This is a genomic window from uncultured Tateyamaria sp., from assembly GCF_947487805.1.
GTDB lineage: Bacteria > Pseudomonadota > Alphaproteobacteria > Rhodobacterales > Rhodobacteraceae > Tateyamaria.
Window position 1 is genome coordinate 44,466 of record NZ_CANKXW010000004.1, and the last position, 17,077, is coordinate 61,542.

Here is a 17,077-nt window from a genome sequence, read left to right on the forward strand (position 1 = left end):
GGCGCACCGTCGCTCCAGTCGCTTAGTCGGTCGGACCCAGCGCGTTCAGACCCTTGAGGATGTCGATGGCATAGGCCAGTTGGTAATCCTCTTCGCGCAGCTCGGCTGCGGCTTCGGCCTTGGCACGGTCTTCCTCGATCTGGCGGATCTCGTCCTCGCTCAGGGAATCGTTGTTCAGGCTGCCACGCAGATCCGCCTCTGAACGTTGGCCCACGGCGCTTGCGGGCGCGTCCTCTTCGGCATCCGGGCGGCGGCGCGGTTGTTCCACCACGATGTCCGGGCTCACGCCCAACGCCTGGATCGACCGACCCGACGGCGTGTAATACCGCGCCGTGGTCAGGCGCATCGCACCCTCACCGCGCAGCGGCATGACCGTCTGGACCGACCCTTTGCCGAAACTCTTGGTGCCCACGACGATGGCGCGGCGATGATCCTGCAACGCACCTGCCACAATTTCGGACGCCGAAGCCGACCCGCCATTGATCAGAACGACAATGGGCTTGCCCTCGGCCAGATCGCCGGGGGTCGCGTTGAACCGGTCGCCATCGGCCGGGTTGCGGCCACGGGTCGACACGATCTCGCCCTCGTTCAGGAACGCATCCGATACCCGGATCGCTTGCGTCAGAAGACCGCCGGGATTGTTGCGCAGGTCCAGCACAAAGCCATCGACATTCTCCATGCCGCCCAGTGCTTCGACCTCTTCCTCCAGCTTGGACACCAGGTTCGGCGTCGTCTTGTCGTTGAACGTCGTCACCCGCAGAACAACCGTCTCCCCCTGCGTGCGGCTGCGCACCGCCTGCAATTCGATGGTGTCGCGAATGATCGACACGTCGAACGGCTCGGTCTCGCCCTCGCGCACCACGGTGATGATGATCTCGGACCCGACCGGCCCGCGCATCCGCTCCACCGCCTCATCGAGGGTAAAGCCAAGCATCGACTCGCCGTCCACATGGGTGATGAAATCGCCCGCCTCGATCCCGGCCTCGGCGGCGGGGGTCGAATCGATGGGCGACACCACCTTGATAAAGCCCTCTTCCTGCGTCACCTCGATGCCCAGGCCACCAAACTCTCCGCGCGTCTGCACCTGCATCGCTGCCGCATCGTCCGGCGACAAATAGCTCGAATGCGGGTCCAGCGACGTCAGCATCCCGTCAATCGCCGCCTCGATCAGCTCTCCGGGCGCGACCTCCTCGACATACTGGCTGCGGATCCGCTCAAAGATGTCGCCAAACAGGTCCAGCTGCTCGTAGACGCTGGCGTTGTTGGCGCTTTCCTGGGCCAGCAAAGGCCCCGCAATCTGCGTGGTGGCGATCGCGCCGGCCAGTGTTCCGCCCACGGCCGCCATGACGAATTTCTTCATTCTTAACTACCCATCCTGTTCGGTGCTGAACCACGTAAGCGGGTCCAATGGTACATTGTCCTGTCTTACCTCTATATAGAGCGTTTCCGAAGCTCCAGCGCCACCCCCTTCACCACCTGTTGAAAGGGCAGTCGCGTCATCGTGTCCAGCCAGCCCCCCCATCAGGCCCAGCGGCGTACCCGCGGCGATGATTTCGCCCGCCTGACCATAGCTGACCGCCATGCCCGCCAGCACGAACAACGTGCCGGGGCGCGGTTCGAGAATCGTCACGGTTCCGAAATCCAGGAGCGGCCCGACATAGCGCAGCGTGGCCGCCGTGGGCGCCGTGACCAGCGCGCCGGGGCGCGTCGCCAGCAGGATACCGGGCCGGGTGATCCCGGCGGCGTCCGGTTCACCGGCACGGCGCAGGATCAGCCCGCGCGTTGGCATCGGCAGCGCCCCGATCAACCCCTCGAGCGGCGGCGGGGCCCAGCCCACATCGTTTGACGTGATGTTAGACAGCCCGCTTGAAAACGCATCCAGCGTTTCCGACGACGCGATCAGGATCGCCGTGCGCACCGGGTCCTGCGTGAACCGCACCGGCAGATCCGTCCGTTCCGCCATCGCCTGATTCAGCGCCGACCGCGCGGTCTGTACTTCGGCAAGTCCGGTCTGCAACTGCGCCGCCGCCTGTTCCTGCAAGAGGCGCAGCGTCTCCACATCCGCCAGATCCCGCCTCAGCCGGTCCGCCCGCTGGTTCAGCGCTGGCGTCAGTTCGGCCAGCAACATGCCCGCGCGCGCGGTGCCGTTGGGGCCGTCAGGATGCAGGAACGCGGTGGGCGCCTGCCCTGGTGTCAGCGTCTGCAACACCGCCAGCAACTGCGCGATCTCGGCGTCCCGCGCGGTCAGTTGCGCGCGCAACTGCGCCTCGCGGATGGCCGCCCGACGCAAGCCCGCGCGCATTGCCGACAGCCCGGCCTCATAGGCCTGCACCGTCTGCGTCAGCGCCCGCACCCGGTCCCGCGCGCTCTCTGCCGCGCTCAACTGCGCCGATGCGGCACTCAGCTGTGCGCCCGCATCACGCGCCAGCGCGCCCGCGTCCTCCTGGGCCGCGGCCTGTGTGCTCAACAGGCAGACAAGGGCAAGGGCCGCGAGATACCTCATGCAATCAGGCTTTGCCCCGTCATCTCCACGGGCTGTTCCAGCCCCATCAACTGCAACACGGTGGGTGCCAGATCGGCCAGCCGTCCGCTGTTGATCTCACCCTCCGCACCGATCAGCGCGACGGGGACAAGGTTGGTGGTATGCGCGGTGTGCGGCGCGCCGGTGTCGGGGTCGATCATCACCTCGCAATTGCCGTGATCCGCCGTCAGGATCATGGCACCCCCCGCCGCTTCCAGCGCGGGCAGCACCCGGCCAAGGCCCGTATCCACCGCCTCGCAGGCGGCAATCGCGGCGTCCAGATCGCCTGTATGGCCCACCATGTCCGGATTCGCGTAATTCACCACGATCAGGTCATAGCCGTCCTCGATCGCCGCAATGAACCGGTCCGTGACCTCGACCGACGACATCTCGGGTTGCAGGTCATAAGTGGCCACGCTCGGCGATTTGGGCATGGCACGGTCCTCGCCCGCCTCGGGCGTTTCCTCGCCACCGTTCAGAAAGAATGTCACATGCGGGTATTTCTCGGTCTCGGCCAGCCGGAATTGCCGCAGCCCGGCCTGCGCCACCCACGCGCCCAATGTGTTCACGATCTCGGGCTTGGGATACATCGTGGTCATGTAGGCCTTGTGCGCCTCGGAATAGTCGGCCATGCCCATGACCCCCGCCCAATCGAGCCGCGTGCCAGCCTCAAACCCGTCAAAGCCCGGATCGCCCAGCGCCGCCATGATCTCGCGCGCGCGGTCGGCCCGGAAGTTCAGACAGAACACCCCGTCGCCGTCCTTGGCCCCCTTGTAGCCGTCCATGACCGTGGCCGGGATGAACTCGTCCGTCTTGTCCGCAGCATAGGCGGCGTCGACGGCGGCCTTGGCGGTTTCCCCCACCGGCCCGTCCGCCTGCACCATGGCGCGAAACGCGGTTTCCACCCGGTCCCAGCGATTGTCGCGGTCCAGCGCGAAATACCGCCCCGTCAGCGTCACGATCCGCGCGCCCGCAGGCAGCGCATCGCTGAGCGTCTCAAGATATCCCAACGCCGATTTCGGCGCCACGTCCCGCCCGTCGGTGATCGCATGGATCAGCACCTCCAGGCCCGCATCCCGACAAGCCTTGGCCGCCGCGACCATGTGGTTGAGATGGCCGTGCACCCCGCCATCCGACACCACACCCATCAAATGCGCGCGGCCCCCGGCCTCTTTGATCGCATCAATCCACGCGACCAACTGTGCGTTGTGAAAGAAACTGCCGTCCTCGATGGCCAGATCAATCTGACCCAGATCCATCGCCACCACCCGGCCCGCGCCGATATTGGTATGCCCCACCTCGGAATTGCCCATCTGCCCGCGTGGCAACCCGACATCCGGGCCATGGGTGATCAGGGTGGCGTTCGGACACGTCTCCATGATCCGGTCGACATTGGGCGTCCGCGCCAACGCAGGCGCGTTGCCTTCGCTCTCTTCGCGCAGGCCCCAGCCGTCAAGGATACACAGAACAACGGGTTTGGGCGGAGGTGTCATGGAACGCATACCTTTGGACGACGCAGTGGTCCCGCGTTCTAACCCGCCACCCCCGCCATGGGAAGAAGCCTTGCCCAATCCGCACAAGTCCCTAGGCTGACACAGGGCAAAAAGGGGCACGGAATGAGCGAACACATGCTGGTGCACCTGAACGTCGTCCGCCCCGTCGGCGCGTTCAGCATCGACCACCCGAATGCACAGTACTTCTTTGCCCAACTGCCGCTGGTCTTTGCGCAGGCCCGCGCCGATGACGACCTGCTGTGGCACAACCACGGCGCGCGGATGCCCGATGGCAGCTATACCGACACCAACGGGATCATCGGCCACAGGTCCGACCGGACCGAGGACAATATCCATATCCTGACCATGGCGGGCTGGCGCGATCTGGCGGCGATGCACCGCTTTACCTACCGCGAACCGCTGCACCGCGACGGGATGAAGACGCTGCGCGACTGGGTTGACCGGTCCGAGGGGCCAACCATGGTGATGTGGTGGGCCCCGCGCGGCACCCGCGTGTCGCTCGAGGCGGCGTGGGACAAAATGCAGATGCTGCGCAGGGACGGGCCGGGGCCTGACGCCTTTACCCTGCAACAACGGTTCGACCCGCCTGCCTGATCACGCGATCCGGTCCGGCAGGCCGCGCCCATTGTTCCACCACCGATGCGGGTTGTCACGGTTGGGATCATAGGCCGCGCGGCTCGCCCAATCCTCGCGCAGGAAAATCACCGGCTCCTCATAGTGATGCACCGCCAGAATGGCGTCCATCACCCGGCCCAGCACATCCACGTCCCGCTCAACCGAGATCTTCAGCTCCACCATGGGATAGGTCTCGGTGCTGCCCGGCGCGAACCCCGGCACATGGGTGGTGGTGGTCGATCCGGCCTCTGGCTGGGCCGTCTCGCGGCCCACGGCGGAAATGCTGGCGTTGCGCTGATAGCGGCCATAGCCCAGCGGATGCACCGCCATCACCGCATCCAGAATGCGGTCGGTGTCCTCGGGCAGGGTTTGGATCTCCAGCGTCCATACGGGGACAAACCGCCCCGATCTGGCCTTGTAGTTGGCAAGTGCGGTCATGGTTTGCGCCTCTCAATCGGGGTTGCTGCGGGTGAAACTGATCTTGGACAGGTCAGGGGCCTGCTCCGATGTGGGCATGACCTCGACCGGGGCGGCGCCGGGGGTCAGGATGTGGCGCAACAGGCCCACGGGATGCGCCCGCAGCGTCAGTCGGGTCGACACGTAATCCTCCACCACCTCCTCGCCCAGTGTCATCTGCGGCAACAACGCGGCGGGCTCGTCCACCACCTCGCCGTCGATGTCCTGCGAAAACAGCGGCAGCGCGGCACCGGGGGCAATCGCCTTGGCCTCCCAAAGCGCGTCGCGCCGCGTCGTGCCCATCCCGGCAAAGGCATCCGCCTCGGCCAGCCGGGTCAGCACCGCAGGCCCTAGCCCCGCCTTGCGCCAGATGTCGCGCACCGACTGATAGCCATTGCCCCGCGCCGCCGTCAGCCAGCTGGCGTCCTCCTCGCTCAGCCCCTTGATCTGCCGGAACCCCAGCCGCAGGGCCAGCCCGCCCTGTCCGTCCGGCTCCATCACGTTGTCCCAATAGCTGGCGTTGACACAGATCGGACGCACCTTGACCCCGTGCTCGCGCGCATCCCGCACGATCTGGGCGGGCGCGTAAAACCCCATGGGCTGCGAATTCAGCAGCGCACAGGCAAAGATGCCCGGATGGTGGCACTTGAGCCAGCTTGACGCATAGACCAAAAGCGCAAAGCTCGCCGCGTGGCTTTCAGGAAACCCGTAAGAGCCGAACCCCTCGATCTGGGAAAAACACCGCTCGGCAAAATCGTCGTCATAGCCGTTCCTGCGCATCCCCCGCAGGAACAGGGCGCGGAATTCGCTGACGCTGCCATGTTTCTTGAACGTGGCCAGCGACCGGCGCAGCCGGTCCGCCTGATCGGGGCTGAACCCCGCCCCCACGATGGCGATCTGCATCGCCTGTTCCTGAAACAGCGGCACGCCCAGCGTCTTGCCCAGCACCTGGCCGAGCTCATCCGAGGGAAAGCTGACCTCCTCCTCTCCATTCCGGCGGCGGATGTAAGGATGTACCATGTCGCCCTGAATGGGGCCGGGGCGGATGATCGCGACCTCGATCACGAGGTCATAGAAATTGCGCGGCCGCATCCGCGGCAGGAAGTTCATCTGCGCCCGGCTTTCCACCTGAAACACGCCCACACTGTCCGCGGCACAGAGCATATCGTACACGCGCGGATCCTCGGGCGGCAGGGTGGCGAGGGTATAGTCGCGCTGGTGGTGCATCCGCAGCAGGTCGAACGCCTTGCGGATACAGGTCAGCATCCCAAGCGACAGCACATCGACCTTGAGGATGCCCAGACTGTCGATGTCATCCTTGTCCCAGCAGATGACGGTGCGGTCCTCCATCGTGGCGTTTTCGATGGGGACAAGTTCATCCAGACGCCCTTCGGTGATGATGAACCCGCCCACATGCTGGCTGAGGTGGCGGGGAAAGCCATTGATCTCATAGACCAGTTCAATCGTCTGTTGCAGCCGCCGGTCGCGGAAATCGAGGCCGATCTCGGCCATGCGCTCGGCCTCCAGCCCCTTGGTCGAGAAAAAGCCCCAGAGCTGCGAGGACAGTGCGCTGATCGTGTCTTCGGTCAGGCCCATGGCGCGGCCCACCTCGCGGATGGCCCGCTTGCCCCGGTAATGCACGACCGTGGCGCACAGGCCCGCGCGGTGGCGGCCATAGGTCTGATAGATGTGCTGGATCACTTCCTCGCGGCGCTCGTGTTCGAAATCCACGTCGATGTCGGGCGGTTCGTCCCGCGCCTCGGACACGAACCGCTCGAACACCATGGTGCCCATCTCGGGCGAAACGGACGTGACGCCAAGGCAGTAGCACACCACCGAATTGGCCGCCGACCCGCGCCCCTGACACAGGATGCCCCGGCTGCGCGCGAAATGGACGATGTCGCGGACGGTCAGGAAATAGGGCTCGTATTTCAGCTTGGCGATCAGGGTCAGTTCGTGGCGCAGCAGCGTCTGCGCCTTTTCGGGCGCGCCGGAGGGATAGCGCCATTTGAGACCCGCATAGGCCAACCGCTCCAGCCGCTGGCCGGGGGTTTCATTGTCCGTGATCTCGGACGGATATTCATAGCGTAGTTGATCGAGCGAGAACGTCAGACGTTGGGCCAGCGCACCCGCCCGCTGCACCGCCGCCTCGTGCCCGGCAAACAGGCGCAGCATCTCGGCCTCTCCGCGCAGCCGCCCTTCGCCATTGCTGAGCGCAGCACGGCCCAGCGCGTCGACCCGGCATTTCAGGCGGATGGCGGTGACCACGTCGGCCAGCTTGCGGCGCGCGCCGTGGTGCATGCGCGGCCCGGCCGAGGCCAGCGTGGGCAGGCCAAGGCGCTGCGCCTGATCCGTGATCCGGTCAAAGCGCGCGGTGTCCCGGCCATCATAGTGCGGCACCATCAGCACATGGATGTTTCCCGCAAAGCGGCGCGTCAGCCGTCCCGCCGTTTGCACCCAATCGCCCGCGCCGCCCTGCACCGTTTGCGCCTGTGGCCAGAGGAGCAGGTGCAGACCGTCGGAAAACGCCTCAAGGTCGCGCAGCTGGATATCGCAGTGGCCCTTGTCCGCCCGCAGCCGCCCCGCCGAGATGATGCGGCACAGGCTGCGCCAGCCCGCGCGGTTTTCCGGCAGCACCGTGATCGGCGGCGCATCCGTAAACACCAGACGCGCCGCGGGGATCAGCCGAGGGGTCACGGTCACCGCTGCCCGCGGCGGGGCGGGGATATGATCGGGGCGGGGCGGCCCGATCAGCCCGTGGATCGCGTCGAACTCCGCCCGTTCGCGCACGTTGCGGGCCAGCACCCGCGCCTCTGTATGGGCCCGCACGATCCCCGCCACCGAATTGTCATCGGCAATCGCGATCCCCTCCATCCCCAGAAGTGCCGCGCGATTCATGTACTCCTCGGGGTGGGACGCCCCCGTGAGAAAGGTGAAATTCGACGTGATCGACAGTTCGCAGAACATGGGTTGGGCAGATTCGCTGGCAGCAGGCGCGCAGTATATTCACTTTTTGTTCTCATTTGAACCGCCATGACGGATGCGCAGCATTCGGGTCGCCGTGGCTTGGCATGGCGGGCTAGGACACTGTCAGAAGGAGACCACCATGCCCCGTTACACGGCCCTGCCCACCGACACCGTCACCGCCTGGCGCGCCGATGCGCCCGATGCCTTTGGCCACCCGCCCGAACGGCATGTTTCGGACGGAGAGGGCAACCCCTGCCGCCACTGCCTGCGCGACATCCCCGCAGGCCACGAGATGCTGATCCTTGCGCACAAACCCTTTGACGGGACCCACCCCTATGCCGAGGTCGGGCCAATCTTTGTCTGTGCCGATCCGTGTACGCGGGGTGGTGGGGCAGACCTGCCGCCCATCCTGACCACCTCGCCCGACTACCTGATCAAGGGGTACTGCGCCCGCGACCGCATCGTCTATGGCACCGGCGCCATCGTGCCCGTGGCCGGGATCGACGCGCATCTGGAGCGCATCTTTGCCCGCCCGGATGTCGCCTATGCCCACGTGCGGTCCGCGCGCAACAACTGCTATCAATTGCGGGTGGATCGCGACGACTAGCCCCTTGTCTGGTCTGGCCCCTTGGCCCATAACGGCGGCTGCACCCATGCCCCAGCCAAGGACAGCCGCCATGCCGATCGACGCGCCTGAAACCAAGACAGTCACCACACGCCGCGTGGCCTGTGACGGGAGCGAAGGCGCGCTGGGTCATCCGCGGGTCTGGCTGCAGATCCCCGTCGATACCGGCTGGGTCGAATGCCCCTATTGCGACTGCAAATACGTGATCGACGACAGCGCCGAATGATCGCCAGCGCGGCCTAGTCGTGGATCATCTGGTCGATCAGCGTATCGACCTGTTTCTGCACCTGCGCATTGGCCTGTTCAATCTTTTCCGACAGCTCGCGGATTTCTGCCGCGATGATGGCAAAGCCCCGGCCCTGTTCACCCACATGCGCCGCCTCAATCGACGCATTGATCGCGATCAACCCGACATTCTGGGAAATTTCGCTGATCTCGCGCAGGGCCTGACGGGTATCATCGCCGGTCTTCTGGGCCGCGCTGCGCCGCGTGACGCGGTCGGTATGCAGATCCGCGCTCAACCGGTTGACGAGGCGGGCAAAGTGCAGGTTGAAATCCCCCGCCGCGTGCTGCGTCATCGCGCGCAGATCCTCTGCGGTACAGGTCCCTTCGGCATGTTTGCGCGCCAGCCGGTCGATCACGGTCACGAAACGCTCCATCTCGGTGACGCTGTCGGGCATGTCGGCCACCGCGCCCTGCAACCACTCCAGCGCCTGGGGATCGATGCCAACCTCGTTCCCTGCGCCCTGCAACAGCCGTACACCGGACCACGCCCCCGGCAACGCGCGGTCGACACCGGCGACGCAGGCGTCATGATCCGCGTCGCCGTCAAGCAGCATGCCAGCCGCGCAATACAGCGCAACACGCGCGCAATGCGACCGGATCATGTCCACCGCGCGCAACAATTCAATACGCGCCGCGATGCCCGTGGCACCGGCCTGTTGGCCCAAAACGTCGGTGACGTCACTCAATCGCGATTGCATGTTCATGGCACCCTTGTGCCAAATCCAACTTAACAAATGCTTGTGCTTTCCCCTTTTCGGGATTCGTGGCACATCACCCGGACACGCATCGCAAGGAAAGGTTCCGCACATGCCGTTTGACAAGGGATGTCACCTGCACCTGATCGACGGATCGGCATTCATCTTTCGCGCCTACCACGCCTTGCCGCCGCTCACGCGCAAGTCCGACGGCCTGCCCATCGGGGCGGTATCGGGCTTTTGCAACATGCTCCAGCGCTATGTCGAAGGGAACCACGGCCCCGACGCGCCGACCCATGTGGCCGTGATCTTTGACAAGGGCAGCCACACGTTCCGCAACGACATGTACGACCAGTACAAGGCCAACCGCGATGCCATGCCCGAGGACCTGCGCCCGCAGATCCCCCTGACGCGGGCTGCGACCGAGGCGTTCAACATCGCCTGCAAGGAAAAAGAGGGATACGAGGCCGACGACATCATCGCCACCCTCGCCGTACAGGCCCGCGCCGCCGGTGGGCGTTGTACCATCATCAGCTCCGACAAGGACCTGATGCAGCTGGTGGGCGACGGCGTCGAAATGCTCGACGCGATGAAGAACAAGACCATCGACCGCGACGGCGTGTTCGAGAAATTCGGCGTCTACCCCGACCGCGTGGTGGACGTGCAGGCGCTGGCAGGCGACAGCGTCGACAACGTGCCCGGCGCGCCCGGTATCGGGATCAAGACGGCGGCCCTGCTGATCAACGAATACGGCGACCTCGACGCACTTCTCGAACGCGCGGGCGAGATCAAGCAACCCAAGCGCCGCCAGACCCTGATCGACCACGCCGACCAGATCCGCCTCAGCCGCGATCTCGTCCGCCTCGACGAAAACACGCCGCTCGACTTCACCCTCGATGACCTCGAGGTGCGCGACCCGATCCCAGAACAGCTCATGCCGTTCCTCGCCGAGATGGAGTTCCGCACCCTCACCAAACGCATCGCCGACAAGCTCGGCGTCGACACGCCCGAGATCAAGGACGCGGCCCCCGCCCCCGCCGACGCCCCCGAAGCGCCAAGTTTCGAGCAAAGCACCTATGAACACGTCCAGACCGCCGATGCGCTGCAAACCTGGATCGACCTGATCTATGAACGCGGCTACGTCGCCGTTGACACCGAAACCACCGGCCTGAACGAGATGACCGCCGGTCTGGTGGGCATCTCGCTGGCGGTGAATGCGGGCCACGCCTGCTACATCCCGCTGACGCACAAACAGGGCGGCGATGACCTTTTTGGCTCCGACGATCTGGCACCGGGGCAGATGCCGCTCGAACAGGCGCTCGAGATGCTCAAACCCGTGCTCGAGGATGACAGCATCCTCAAGATCGGCCAGAACATGAAATACGACGCCAAGATCTTTGCCCAGATCGGCATCACCGTGGCCCCCATCGACGACACCATGCTGATGAGCTACGCGATGCATGGCGGGCTGCACAATCACGGCATGGACACCCTGTCCGACCGCTATCTCGGCCACACGCCGATCCCGATCAAACCGCTGCTGGGGTCGGGCAAATCGGCGAAAACCTTCGATCAGGTGCCCATAGAAGACGCCGTGACCTACGCCGCCGAAGACGCCGACATCACCCTGCGCCTGTGGCAGCTGTTCAAACCGCAACTGCACCGCGTTCAGGTGACAAAGGTCTATGAAACCCTCGAACGGCCCATGGTCCACGTGCTGGCGGGCATGGAACGGTCCGGCATCAAGGTCGACCGCGATACCCTGTCGCGCATGTCCAACGCATTCGCCCAGAAAATGGCGGGGCTGGAGGATGAGATCTACCAACTGGCAGGCCGCAAATTCAACGTGGGCAGCCCCAAACAACTCGGTGAAATCCTGTTCGACGAAATGGGCATCGAAGGCGGCAAAAAGGGCAAGACAGGGGCCTATGCCACCGGCGCCGACGTGCTCGAAGACCTCGCCACAGAACACGAGCTGCCCGGTCGCGTCCTCGACTGGCGGCAACTGTCGAAACTCAAATCCACCTACACCGACGCGCTACAGGACCACATCAACCCCGACACGGGCCGCGTGCACACGTCCTACTCCATCGCGGGCGCATCCACCGGGCGGCTCGCCTCCACCGATCCGAACCTGCAAAACATACCCATTCGCACCGAAGAAGGCCGCCGCATCCGCGAGGCCTTTGTCGCCGAGCCGGGCAAAACCCTCGTGGCCCTCGACTATTCCCAGATCGAATTGCGCATCCTCGCCCACATCGCGCAGATCCCCGAGCTGAAGCAGGCCTTTGACGACGGCATCGACATCCACGCGCTCACAGCGTCGGAAATGTTCGACGTGCCGCTGGACGAGATGACCCCAGAAGTCCGCCGCCAGGCCAAGGCGATCAACTTCGGCGTCATCTACGGCATCTCGGGCTTCGGCCTCGCGCGCAACCTGCGCATCCCGCGGGCCGAGGCGCAGGGCTTCATCGACCGCTACTTCGAACGCTTCCCCGGCATCCGCACCTACATGGACGACACCAAGGCGTTCGCCAAGGAACACGGCTACGTCCAGACCCTGTTCGGTCGCAAGATCCACACGCCCGAGATTGCCTCCAAAGGCCCCCGCGCAGGCTTTGCCGCCCGCGCCGCGATCAACGCGCCCATCCAGGGCACCGCCGCTGACGTCATCCGCCGCGCCATGATCCGTATGCCCGCCGCGATCAAGGACATCCCCGCCGCCATGCTGCTCCAGGTCCACGACGAGCTTCTGTTCGAGGTCGAGAACAGCGCGGTGGACGACCTGATCGGCGTCGCCCGCGAGGTCATGGAAAACGCCAACAACCCGGTGGTCCACCTCGACGTGAAACTGACCGTGGACGCAGGCCAGGGCCAGAACTGGGCCGAGGCGCACTGAAGGTTAGGCCCTCGTAATCCTTGAGGGCGGGCAAGACCCCGGCCCGATGCCCGGACCGCGCCGGTCAGATCGTCCAGCGGAACCCCGTCGCGTCCTCGGACACGTCCCACAATTTCGCCATGACAGCCTTGTCATGCGCGTGCGGATGCAACGTGCCCCGACCAACCGGACCGACAAATTCCATACGACCGGTGGGACCATAGAGCGCTCGTTGCTCCAGACCGGCCTCAGTCGCGCACATGACCTCCGGCCAAGAGCCCTTTTCGGCGGATTGAACCATCGGTGACAGCGACATCAACCCGAACATGATCCGCGTCAAAAGGTTTCCGCTCGTCGTGATCAGCGACGTCCGCGAAGACCCGGGATGGCACACGTAAACCCCGACACCGGTCCTGCCCGCCGCCTTCAGCCGATCCTGAAGCTCATATGCAAACATCATCTGCGCAAGCTTGCTCTGGGAATAGGTCCGGTTCTGATGGTAATTCCCGTTCCAGTTCATGTCCTCGAACTGAATGGTCTTGATACCCATGTTGTAGCCAAGGCTCGAAACGACAACGATCCGACCGCCCGAGGCTTCGATCCGGTCAAAAAGCAATCCGCAGAGCAGGAAGTGGCCGTAATGGTTCGTGCCCAACATGCTCTCAAACCCATCAACGGTGAACGTCTGCGTCGGCACCTGCGCAATCGCCGCGTTGCAGATCAGGGCATCGATGCGGGGCACCGTGTTCTGCACCTCCACCGCCGCTTGGCGCACACTGGCCAAAGAGGCCAGGTCCATACGGATAAAACGCACATCCGCGTCACCGCCCAACTCTTTTTTCAGCTCCGCAACAGCGGCCTGGGATTTCTCGGCAGAGCGGTTCAACATCACGACCTTGGCGTTTTTCTTCAAAAGGGTCCGCGCCGCCTGAAACCCTGCACCGGCATTGGCACCTGTGATCAGATAGGTTTTGCCGGACAGGGTCCCAAGGCGTTCCGGCGTCCAACCCTTGGGACCAAAAGTGGTGTCAGGCATCGTCATTCTCCTGTGTACGTCGGCGCTCCAGCCAACCCATGTCCATTTCAACTGAAAACCTCAGATAAATGTCAGCCGGGCCTGAAAACAGCCGATATCGTCGCGATTACTTGCCTGATTGTATCAACACCGTTGTCTGAACCCGACCAATGCCGTTACATCCCCACCATGGACAAGGATCGGATCAAACACTTCATCGCAGACCGGACATCGCAGGACGGCCTGACAGACTCCGGCATCCAGGGCGTGCAGTTTTTCAGGGCAACGCAATCTGTCCCCTGCGTTCCCGCCGTCTACGAACCCTGCATCATCGCCATCGTCAGCGGAGAGAAAGAGGCGGTGCTGAATGGGCAGAGATACGTGTACGACCAAGGCCGGTATCTCTGCTGCCCGATGGCGATGCCCGTCAAGGCAGGCACACCCAAAGCGTCCCGCGACAACCCGCTTTACGGGGTGATGATAGCACTCGATCAGCGGCTGATGGCGCAGATCGCCATAGAGATGGAGAACGCCGGAGCGGTCCTGCCTGCCGCCAGAGGAGAGTTGCGCGAGCCCGGAATCAAACTCGCAAGATGGGACGCGACCTTCACCGACGCCCTGCTCAGGCTCCTGCAACTCGGGGACAACAGGACAGACATAGCCGTTCTTGGTCAGGCGCGATTGCGCGAGGTGCTCTATGCCCTCTTGAAGGGAGAGGCGGGTGCCTTTGCCCGTCAGGCATTTGGTGCTGGAAACGCCATCGGACGCTCCATCGCACACGTGTCGTCGAACCTCGATGCGCCGGTTTCAATTGACGATATGGCCAACCGCGCCGGGATGACCCGGGCCGTCTTTCATCGCAAGTTCAAACAAGTGACAACACTGGCACCGATGCAGTTCGTGAAATCGATGCGCCTGAACAACGCCGCAATGAAGATTGCCGGCGGAATGGCCGTGAACGAAGCGGCCTTGGAAGTCGGTTACCTCAGCCCATCTCAGTTCAGCCGCGAATTCAAACGCATGTACGGGCAATCACCAAGACAGTGGGCTGAAGCGCAGCAACTTCCGATCGGTGTCGCATGAGCCATCTCACGTTGAACAACACCCAAATCCGGTTGCGCCGCCGTCTGCGCGCCTACGTCAAAAGGACCCCTCCATGATCCACACCTGGCAAGACCTGAAAACACTTGGCCTTTCGCTGGGCCTGCCGCATGTCATCGTGGCCACCAGTTGGGGCAACGAAAACCTCAAGGCGCACGGCAAGCTGTGGACATGGTGGTCGCCCTATGTCGATGCCGCGATCTTCAAGGGCACCATCGAGGAACGCGAGATGCTGGTCGAGGCCGACCCCGACACCTTCTTGCTTCATCCGCACTATGCCAAGTTCGGATGCCTTCTGGTAGCGGCCGGCCGCATCGACCCCGACTGGGCGGCGGCGCGCCTGCACAGCACGTGGCGCGACATGGCCCCCAAACGGTTTCTCAAGGCGTGGGACGCCGAGCAGCAGCAATAGGGTGTTTCGCTTGGAGACGTGGTTGGCACGCGACCGCGCCCCATCGGGCACGATTGTGCGCGCGGGGTGGTTAACACGCGCTACCGAACCGCGCGGCGGGTCAAGTTCTTGATTTTGGATCGGGATCACAGAGCGGTCAAGAAATGGCAAAGACCCCGCACGCTCTGTCCCCGCGGGGACAGATCACTCCGGAATGGTCAGTTTGCCCACCAGTCGCCGCGCCAGCGGGGCGACGAACAGCACGATGGGAAAGGCCACCGCCCAGCTGGGCAGCCACGCCCCGATCCACTGGCCAAAGAACCCCGCGACAAGGCCCACGGCCAGAAAGGTCGAGATGCCGGACACGAGAAAGGACATCATGCCGCTGAGGACAAAACCGAATGCGATATGGGCGTAACGGGCAGGGATCATGACAGGCATCCTTTGTGACGGGTCGCGTCCTGTGTACCGCGCGGCGTACGGCGCCAGAAGTGCACCTGCGCACAGGGACTATGCCATCATCCACGCCAGATCCGTTTCCGTGCGGCCCTTCGGCGTGTACTCCGCACTGACCCATCCGTCGTAACCGCTGGCGTCGATGGCGGCAAAGAGCGCGGCAAAGTCCACGCGCCCCCGGCCCGGCGTCACCCGCCCCGGCGCGTCTCCGATCTGGATGTGGCGGATCAGCGGGCGCATCGCGTGGAACGTGCCCAGCGCATCTCCGGTGATCTCCTGCGCGTGGTAGCTGTCATATTGCAGGCCGAGATTGGGCGCGTCGACGGCCTCGATGATCTCTGCGGCAAGGTCATAGCTGTCGAGGAAATAGCCCGGCATAGCACCCGCGTTCAACGGCTCCAGCGTCAGGCACAGACCCTCGGGCAGGGACGCGGTCGCGCGCCGCAAGTTCTCCACCATCGCGGCCTTTGCCTCCGCACCGCTGCCATCCCCGCTCATCACGTGGATCACCCCCGCGCCCAACGCCTGCGCATAGCGCACCGCGCGCCGCATGTCATAGTCGAACCGCGCCGCACCGCCCGGCACGGCGGCAAAGCCGCGCGCACCGCCCGTATAGTTCGGCCCCGGCGCGTTCAGCAGCACCATCTGCAACCCATTGCGCCGCAGCGCCCGCAAGGTCTCGGGCGCGGGCACGTCATAGGGGAACAGCACCTCGACCGCCTCGAACCCGGCTTCGGCGGCGGCGTCAAAGCGGTCAAGATAGGGCAGCTCGGCCCACAGATGCGTCAGGTTGGCGGCAAATCGCGGCATGTCCGGACCCTAGCCCGCAGCGCACCCGCGCGCCATCAAAACGTCTCGACCCAGGGCCGCAGGGTCAGCTCGTCCGACCAGGCCGAGCGGTGCTGATCCATCAGCTGCACATAGGCCGCGGCAATCGCGTCCGGGTCCAGCATCCTGTCCGTCCCGTCATCGGTCCGCTCGGCGCGGGCAGGGTTGGAGATGCCGCCATCGATGTTCACCCACGCCACGTGCACGCCCTTGGGATGCAACTCGCGCGCCATCGACTGGGCCAGACCACGCTGGGCAAACTTGCCCATGGCAAAGGGCGCGGACTGCGCAAAACCCTTGACCCCCGCAGACGCCCCGGTGAACAGGATCGTCCCGCGTCGCCCGTCCACAACATCCTGATCTTGCATCATTTTTGCCGCCGCCCGCCCCATCAGGAACGACCCGAAGGCGGTGATCTCGATGGCGCGGCGAACCTCTTCGGGATCAAGATCGGCGATGGCCCCGCGCTGGCGGGCGGAGGGGTTGTAGATGGCAACGCTCAACCGACCGTCAAGGCTGGCAAAAAGCGCATCCACAGAGGCCGGATCGCTGCCATCAAGCGCGACCGTACGCGCGCCGGTCTCCGCCGCGAGGTCCGCGAGCTTGTCGGTGTTGCGCGCCCCCAACACCAGGTCATGCCCCCGCGCGTGCAATTGCCGAGCAAGCGAGGCCGACAGGCCACTGCCTGCCCCGATGATAAGAGCGATGCCTTGGGTCATGCGGATGTCCT

The 17,077-nt window shown here is 64.6% G+C and carries 16 protein-coding genes; 6 read left to right on the forward strand and 10 right to left on the reverse strand.

Features of this window, described 5'->3' with window-relative positions; all coding sequences use genetic code 11:
• Window positions 1-22: 22 nt before the first annotated feature.
• The 3 genes from Q0949_RS11440 to gpmI are packed head-to-tail and all read right to left on the reverse strand — an operon-like array spanning window position 23 to window position 4,014.
• Window positions 23-1,360 carry a S41 family peptidase gene (locus Q0949_RS11440; protein WP_299371949.1) on the reverse strand — a complete coding sequence of 446 codons (1,338 nt, stop codon included), beginning with the start codon at window positions 1,358-1,360 and terminating at the stop codon, window positions 23-25.
• Between the two features lie 6 nt (window positions 1,361-1,366).
• Complete coding sequence (locus Q0949_RS11445; protein WP_299371952.1) at window positions 1,367-2,503, reverse strand: peptidase M23; 1,137 nt, start codon at window positions 2,501-2,503, stop codon at window positions 1,367-1,369.
• Window positions 2,500-4,014, reverse strand: coding sequence for a 2,3-bisphosphoglycerate-independent phosphoglycerate mutase (gene gpmI, locus Q0949_RS11450; protein ID WP_299371955.1), 1,515 nt, complete (start codon window positions 4,012-4,014; stop codon window positions 2,500-2,502). The genes Q0949_RS11445 and gpmI overlap by 4 nt, the downstream gene beginning before the upstream one ends.
• Window positions 4,015-4,137: 123 nt before the next feature.
• Here gpmI and Q0949_RS11455 point away from each other — a divergent pair, with 123 nt between their 5' ends.
• Window positions 4,138-4,629: a DUF3291 domain-containing protein gene (locus Q0949_RS11455; RefSeq protein ID WP_299371958.1), complete on the forward strand. Its 492-nt coding sequence runs from the start codon at window positions 4,138-4,140 to the stop codon at window positions 4,627-4,629.
• On the opposite strand, the gene Q0949_RS11460 is transcribed toward Q0949_RS11455, so the two are convergent.
• Window positions 4,630-5,088, reverse strand: a complete 459-nt coding sequence (locus Q0949_RS11460) for a hypothetical protein (protein WP_299371962.1) — start codon at window positions 5,086-5,088, stop codon at window positions 4,630-4,632.
• A gap of 12 nt (window positions 5,089-5,100) precedes the next feature.
• Window positions 5,101-8,073 carry an error-prone DNA polymerase gene (locus Q0949_RS11465; RefSeq protein WP_299371965.1) on the reverse strand — a complete coding sequence of 991 codons (2,973 nt, stop codon included), beginning with the start codon at window positions 8,071-8,073 and terminating at the stop codon, window positions 5,101-5,103.
• A gap of 139 nt (window positions 8,074-8,212) precedes the next feature.
• On the opposite strand from Q0949_RS11465, the gene Q0949_RS11470 reads away from it, so the two are divergent.
• Window positions 8,213-8,680 carry a DUF1203 domain-containing protein gene (locus Q0949_RS11470; protein WP_299371968.1) on the forward strand — a complete coding sequence of 156 codons (468 nt, stop codon included), beginning with the start codon at window positions 8,213-8,215 and terminating at the stop codon, window positions 8,678-8,680.
• 70 nt (window positions 8,681-8,750) lie between these two features.
• On the forward strand, window positions 8,751-8,924 hold the full coding sequence (locus tag Q0949_RS11475) for a zinc-finger domain-containing protein (protein ID WP_299371971.1): 174 nt from the start codon (window positions 8,751-8,753) through the stop codon (window positions 8,922-8,924).
• A gap of 13 nt (window positions 8,925-8,937) precedes the next feature.
• Here the strand turns inward: Q0949_RS11475 and Q0949_RS11480 are convergent, their stop codons facing one another.
• A complete protein-coding gene (locus tag Q0949_RS11480) occupies window positions 8,938-9,681 on the reverse strand; it encodes a methyl-accepting chemotaxis protein (protein ID WP_299371974.1) in 744 nt (247 codons plus the stop codon).
• 109 nt (window positions 9,682-9,790) lie between these two features.
• On the opposite strand from Q0949_RS11480, the gene polA reads away from it, so the two are divergent.
• Entirely contained in the window at window positions 9,791-12,577 is a 2,787-nt protein-coding gene (polA, locus tag Q0949_RS11485) for a DNA polymerase I (protein WP_299371977.1), read from the forward strand.
• Window positions 12,578-12,641: 64 nt separating this feature from the next.
• Here the strand turns inward: polA and Q0949_RS11490 are convergent, their stop codons facing one another.
• Window positions 12,642-13,592, reverse strand: a complete 951-nt coding sequence (locus tag Q0949_RS11490) for an SDR family oxidoreductase (protein WP_299371980.1) — start codon at window positions 13,590-13,592, stop codon at window positions 12,642-12,644.
• A gap of 132 nt (window positions 13,593-13,724) precedes the next feature.
• Here Q0949_RS11490 and Q0949_RS11495 point away from each other — a divergent pair, with 132 nt between their 5' ends.
• Both Q0949_RS11495 and Q0949_RS11500 read left to right on the forward strand, forming a co-directional pair.
• Window positions 13,725-14,654, forward strand: coding sequence for an AraC family transcriptional regulator (locus Q0949_RS11495; protein ID WP_299371983.1), 930 nt, complete (start codon window positions 13,725-13,727; stop codon window positions 14,652-14,654).
• A 73-nt stretch (window positions 14,655-14,727) separates the two neighbouring features.
• Window positions 14,728-15,084 carry a hypothetical protein gene (locus Q0949_RS11500; protein ID WP_299371986.1) on the forward strand — a complete coding sequence of 119 codons (357 nt, stop codon included), beginning with the start codon at window positions 14,728-14,730 and terminating at the stop codon, window positions 15,082-15,084.
• A gap of 183 nt (window positions 15,085-15,267) precedes the next feature.
• Here Q0949_RS11500 and Q0949_RS11505 read toward each other — a convergent pair whose 3' ends face one another.
• From Q0949_RS11505 to Q0949_RS11515, 3 genes are all read right to left on the reverse strand, one after another.
• A complete protein-coding gene (locus tag Q0949_RS11505) occupies window positions 15,268-15,495 on the reverse strand; it encodes a DUF2798 domain-containing protein (protein WP_299371989.1) in 228 nt (75 codons plus the stop codon).
• 78 nt (window positions 15,496-15,573) lie between these two features.
• Window positions 15,574-16,329, reverse strand: a complete 756-nt coding sequence (locus Q0949_RS11510; RefSeq protein ID WP_299371992.1) for a TIM barrel protein — start codon at window positions 16,327-16,329, stop codon at window positions 15,574-15,576.
• Between the two features lie 35 nt (window positions 16,330-16,364).
• Entirely contained in the window at window positions 16,365-17,066 is a 702-nt protein-coding gene (locus Q0949_RS11515) for an SDR family NAD(P)-dependent oxidoreductase (protein ID WP_299371995.1), read from the reverse strand.
• Between the last annotated feature and the right edge of the window lie 11 nt (window positions 17,067-17,077).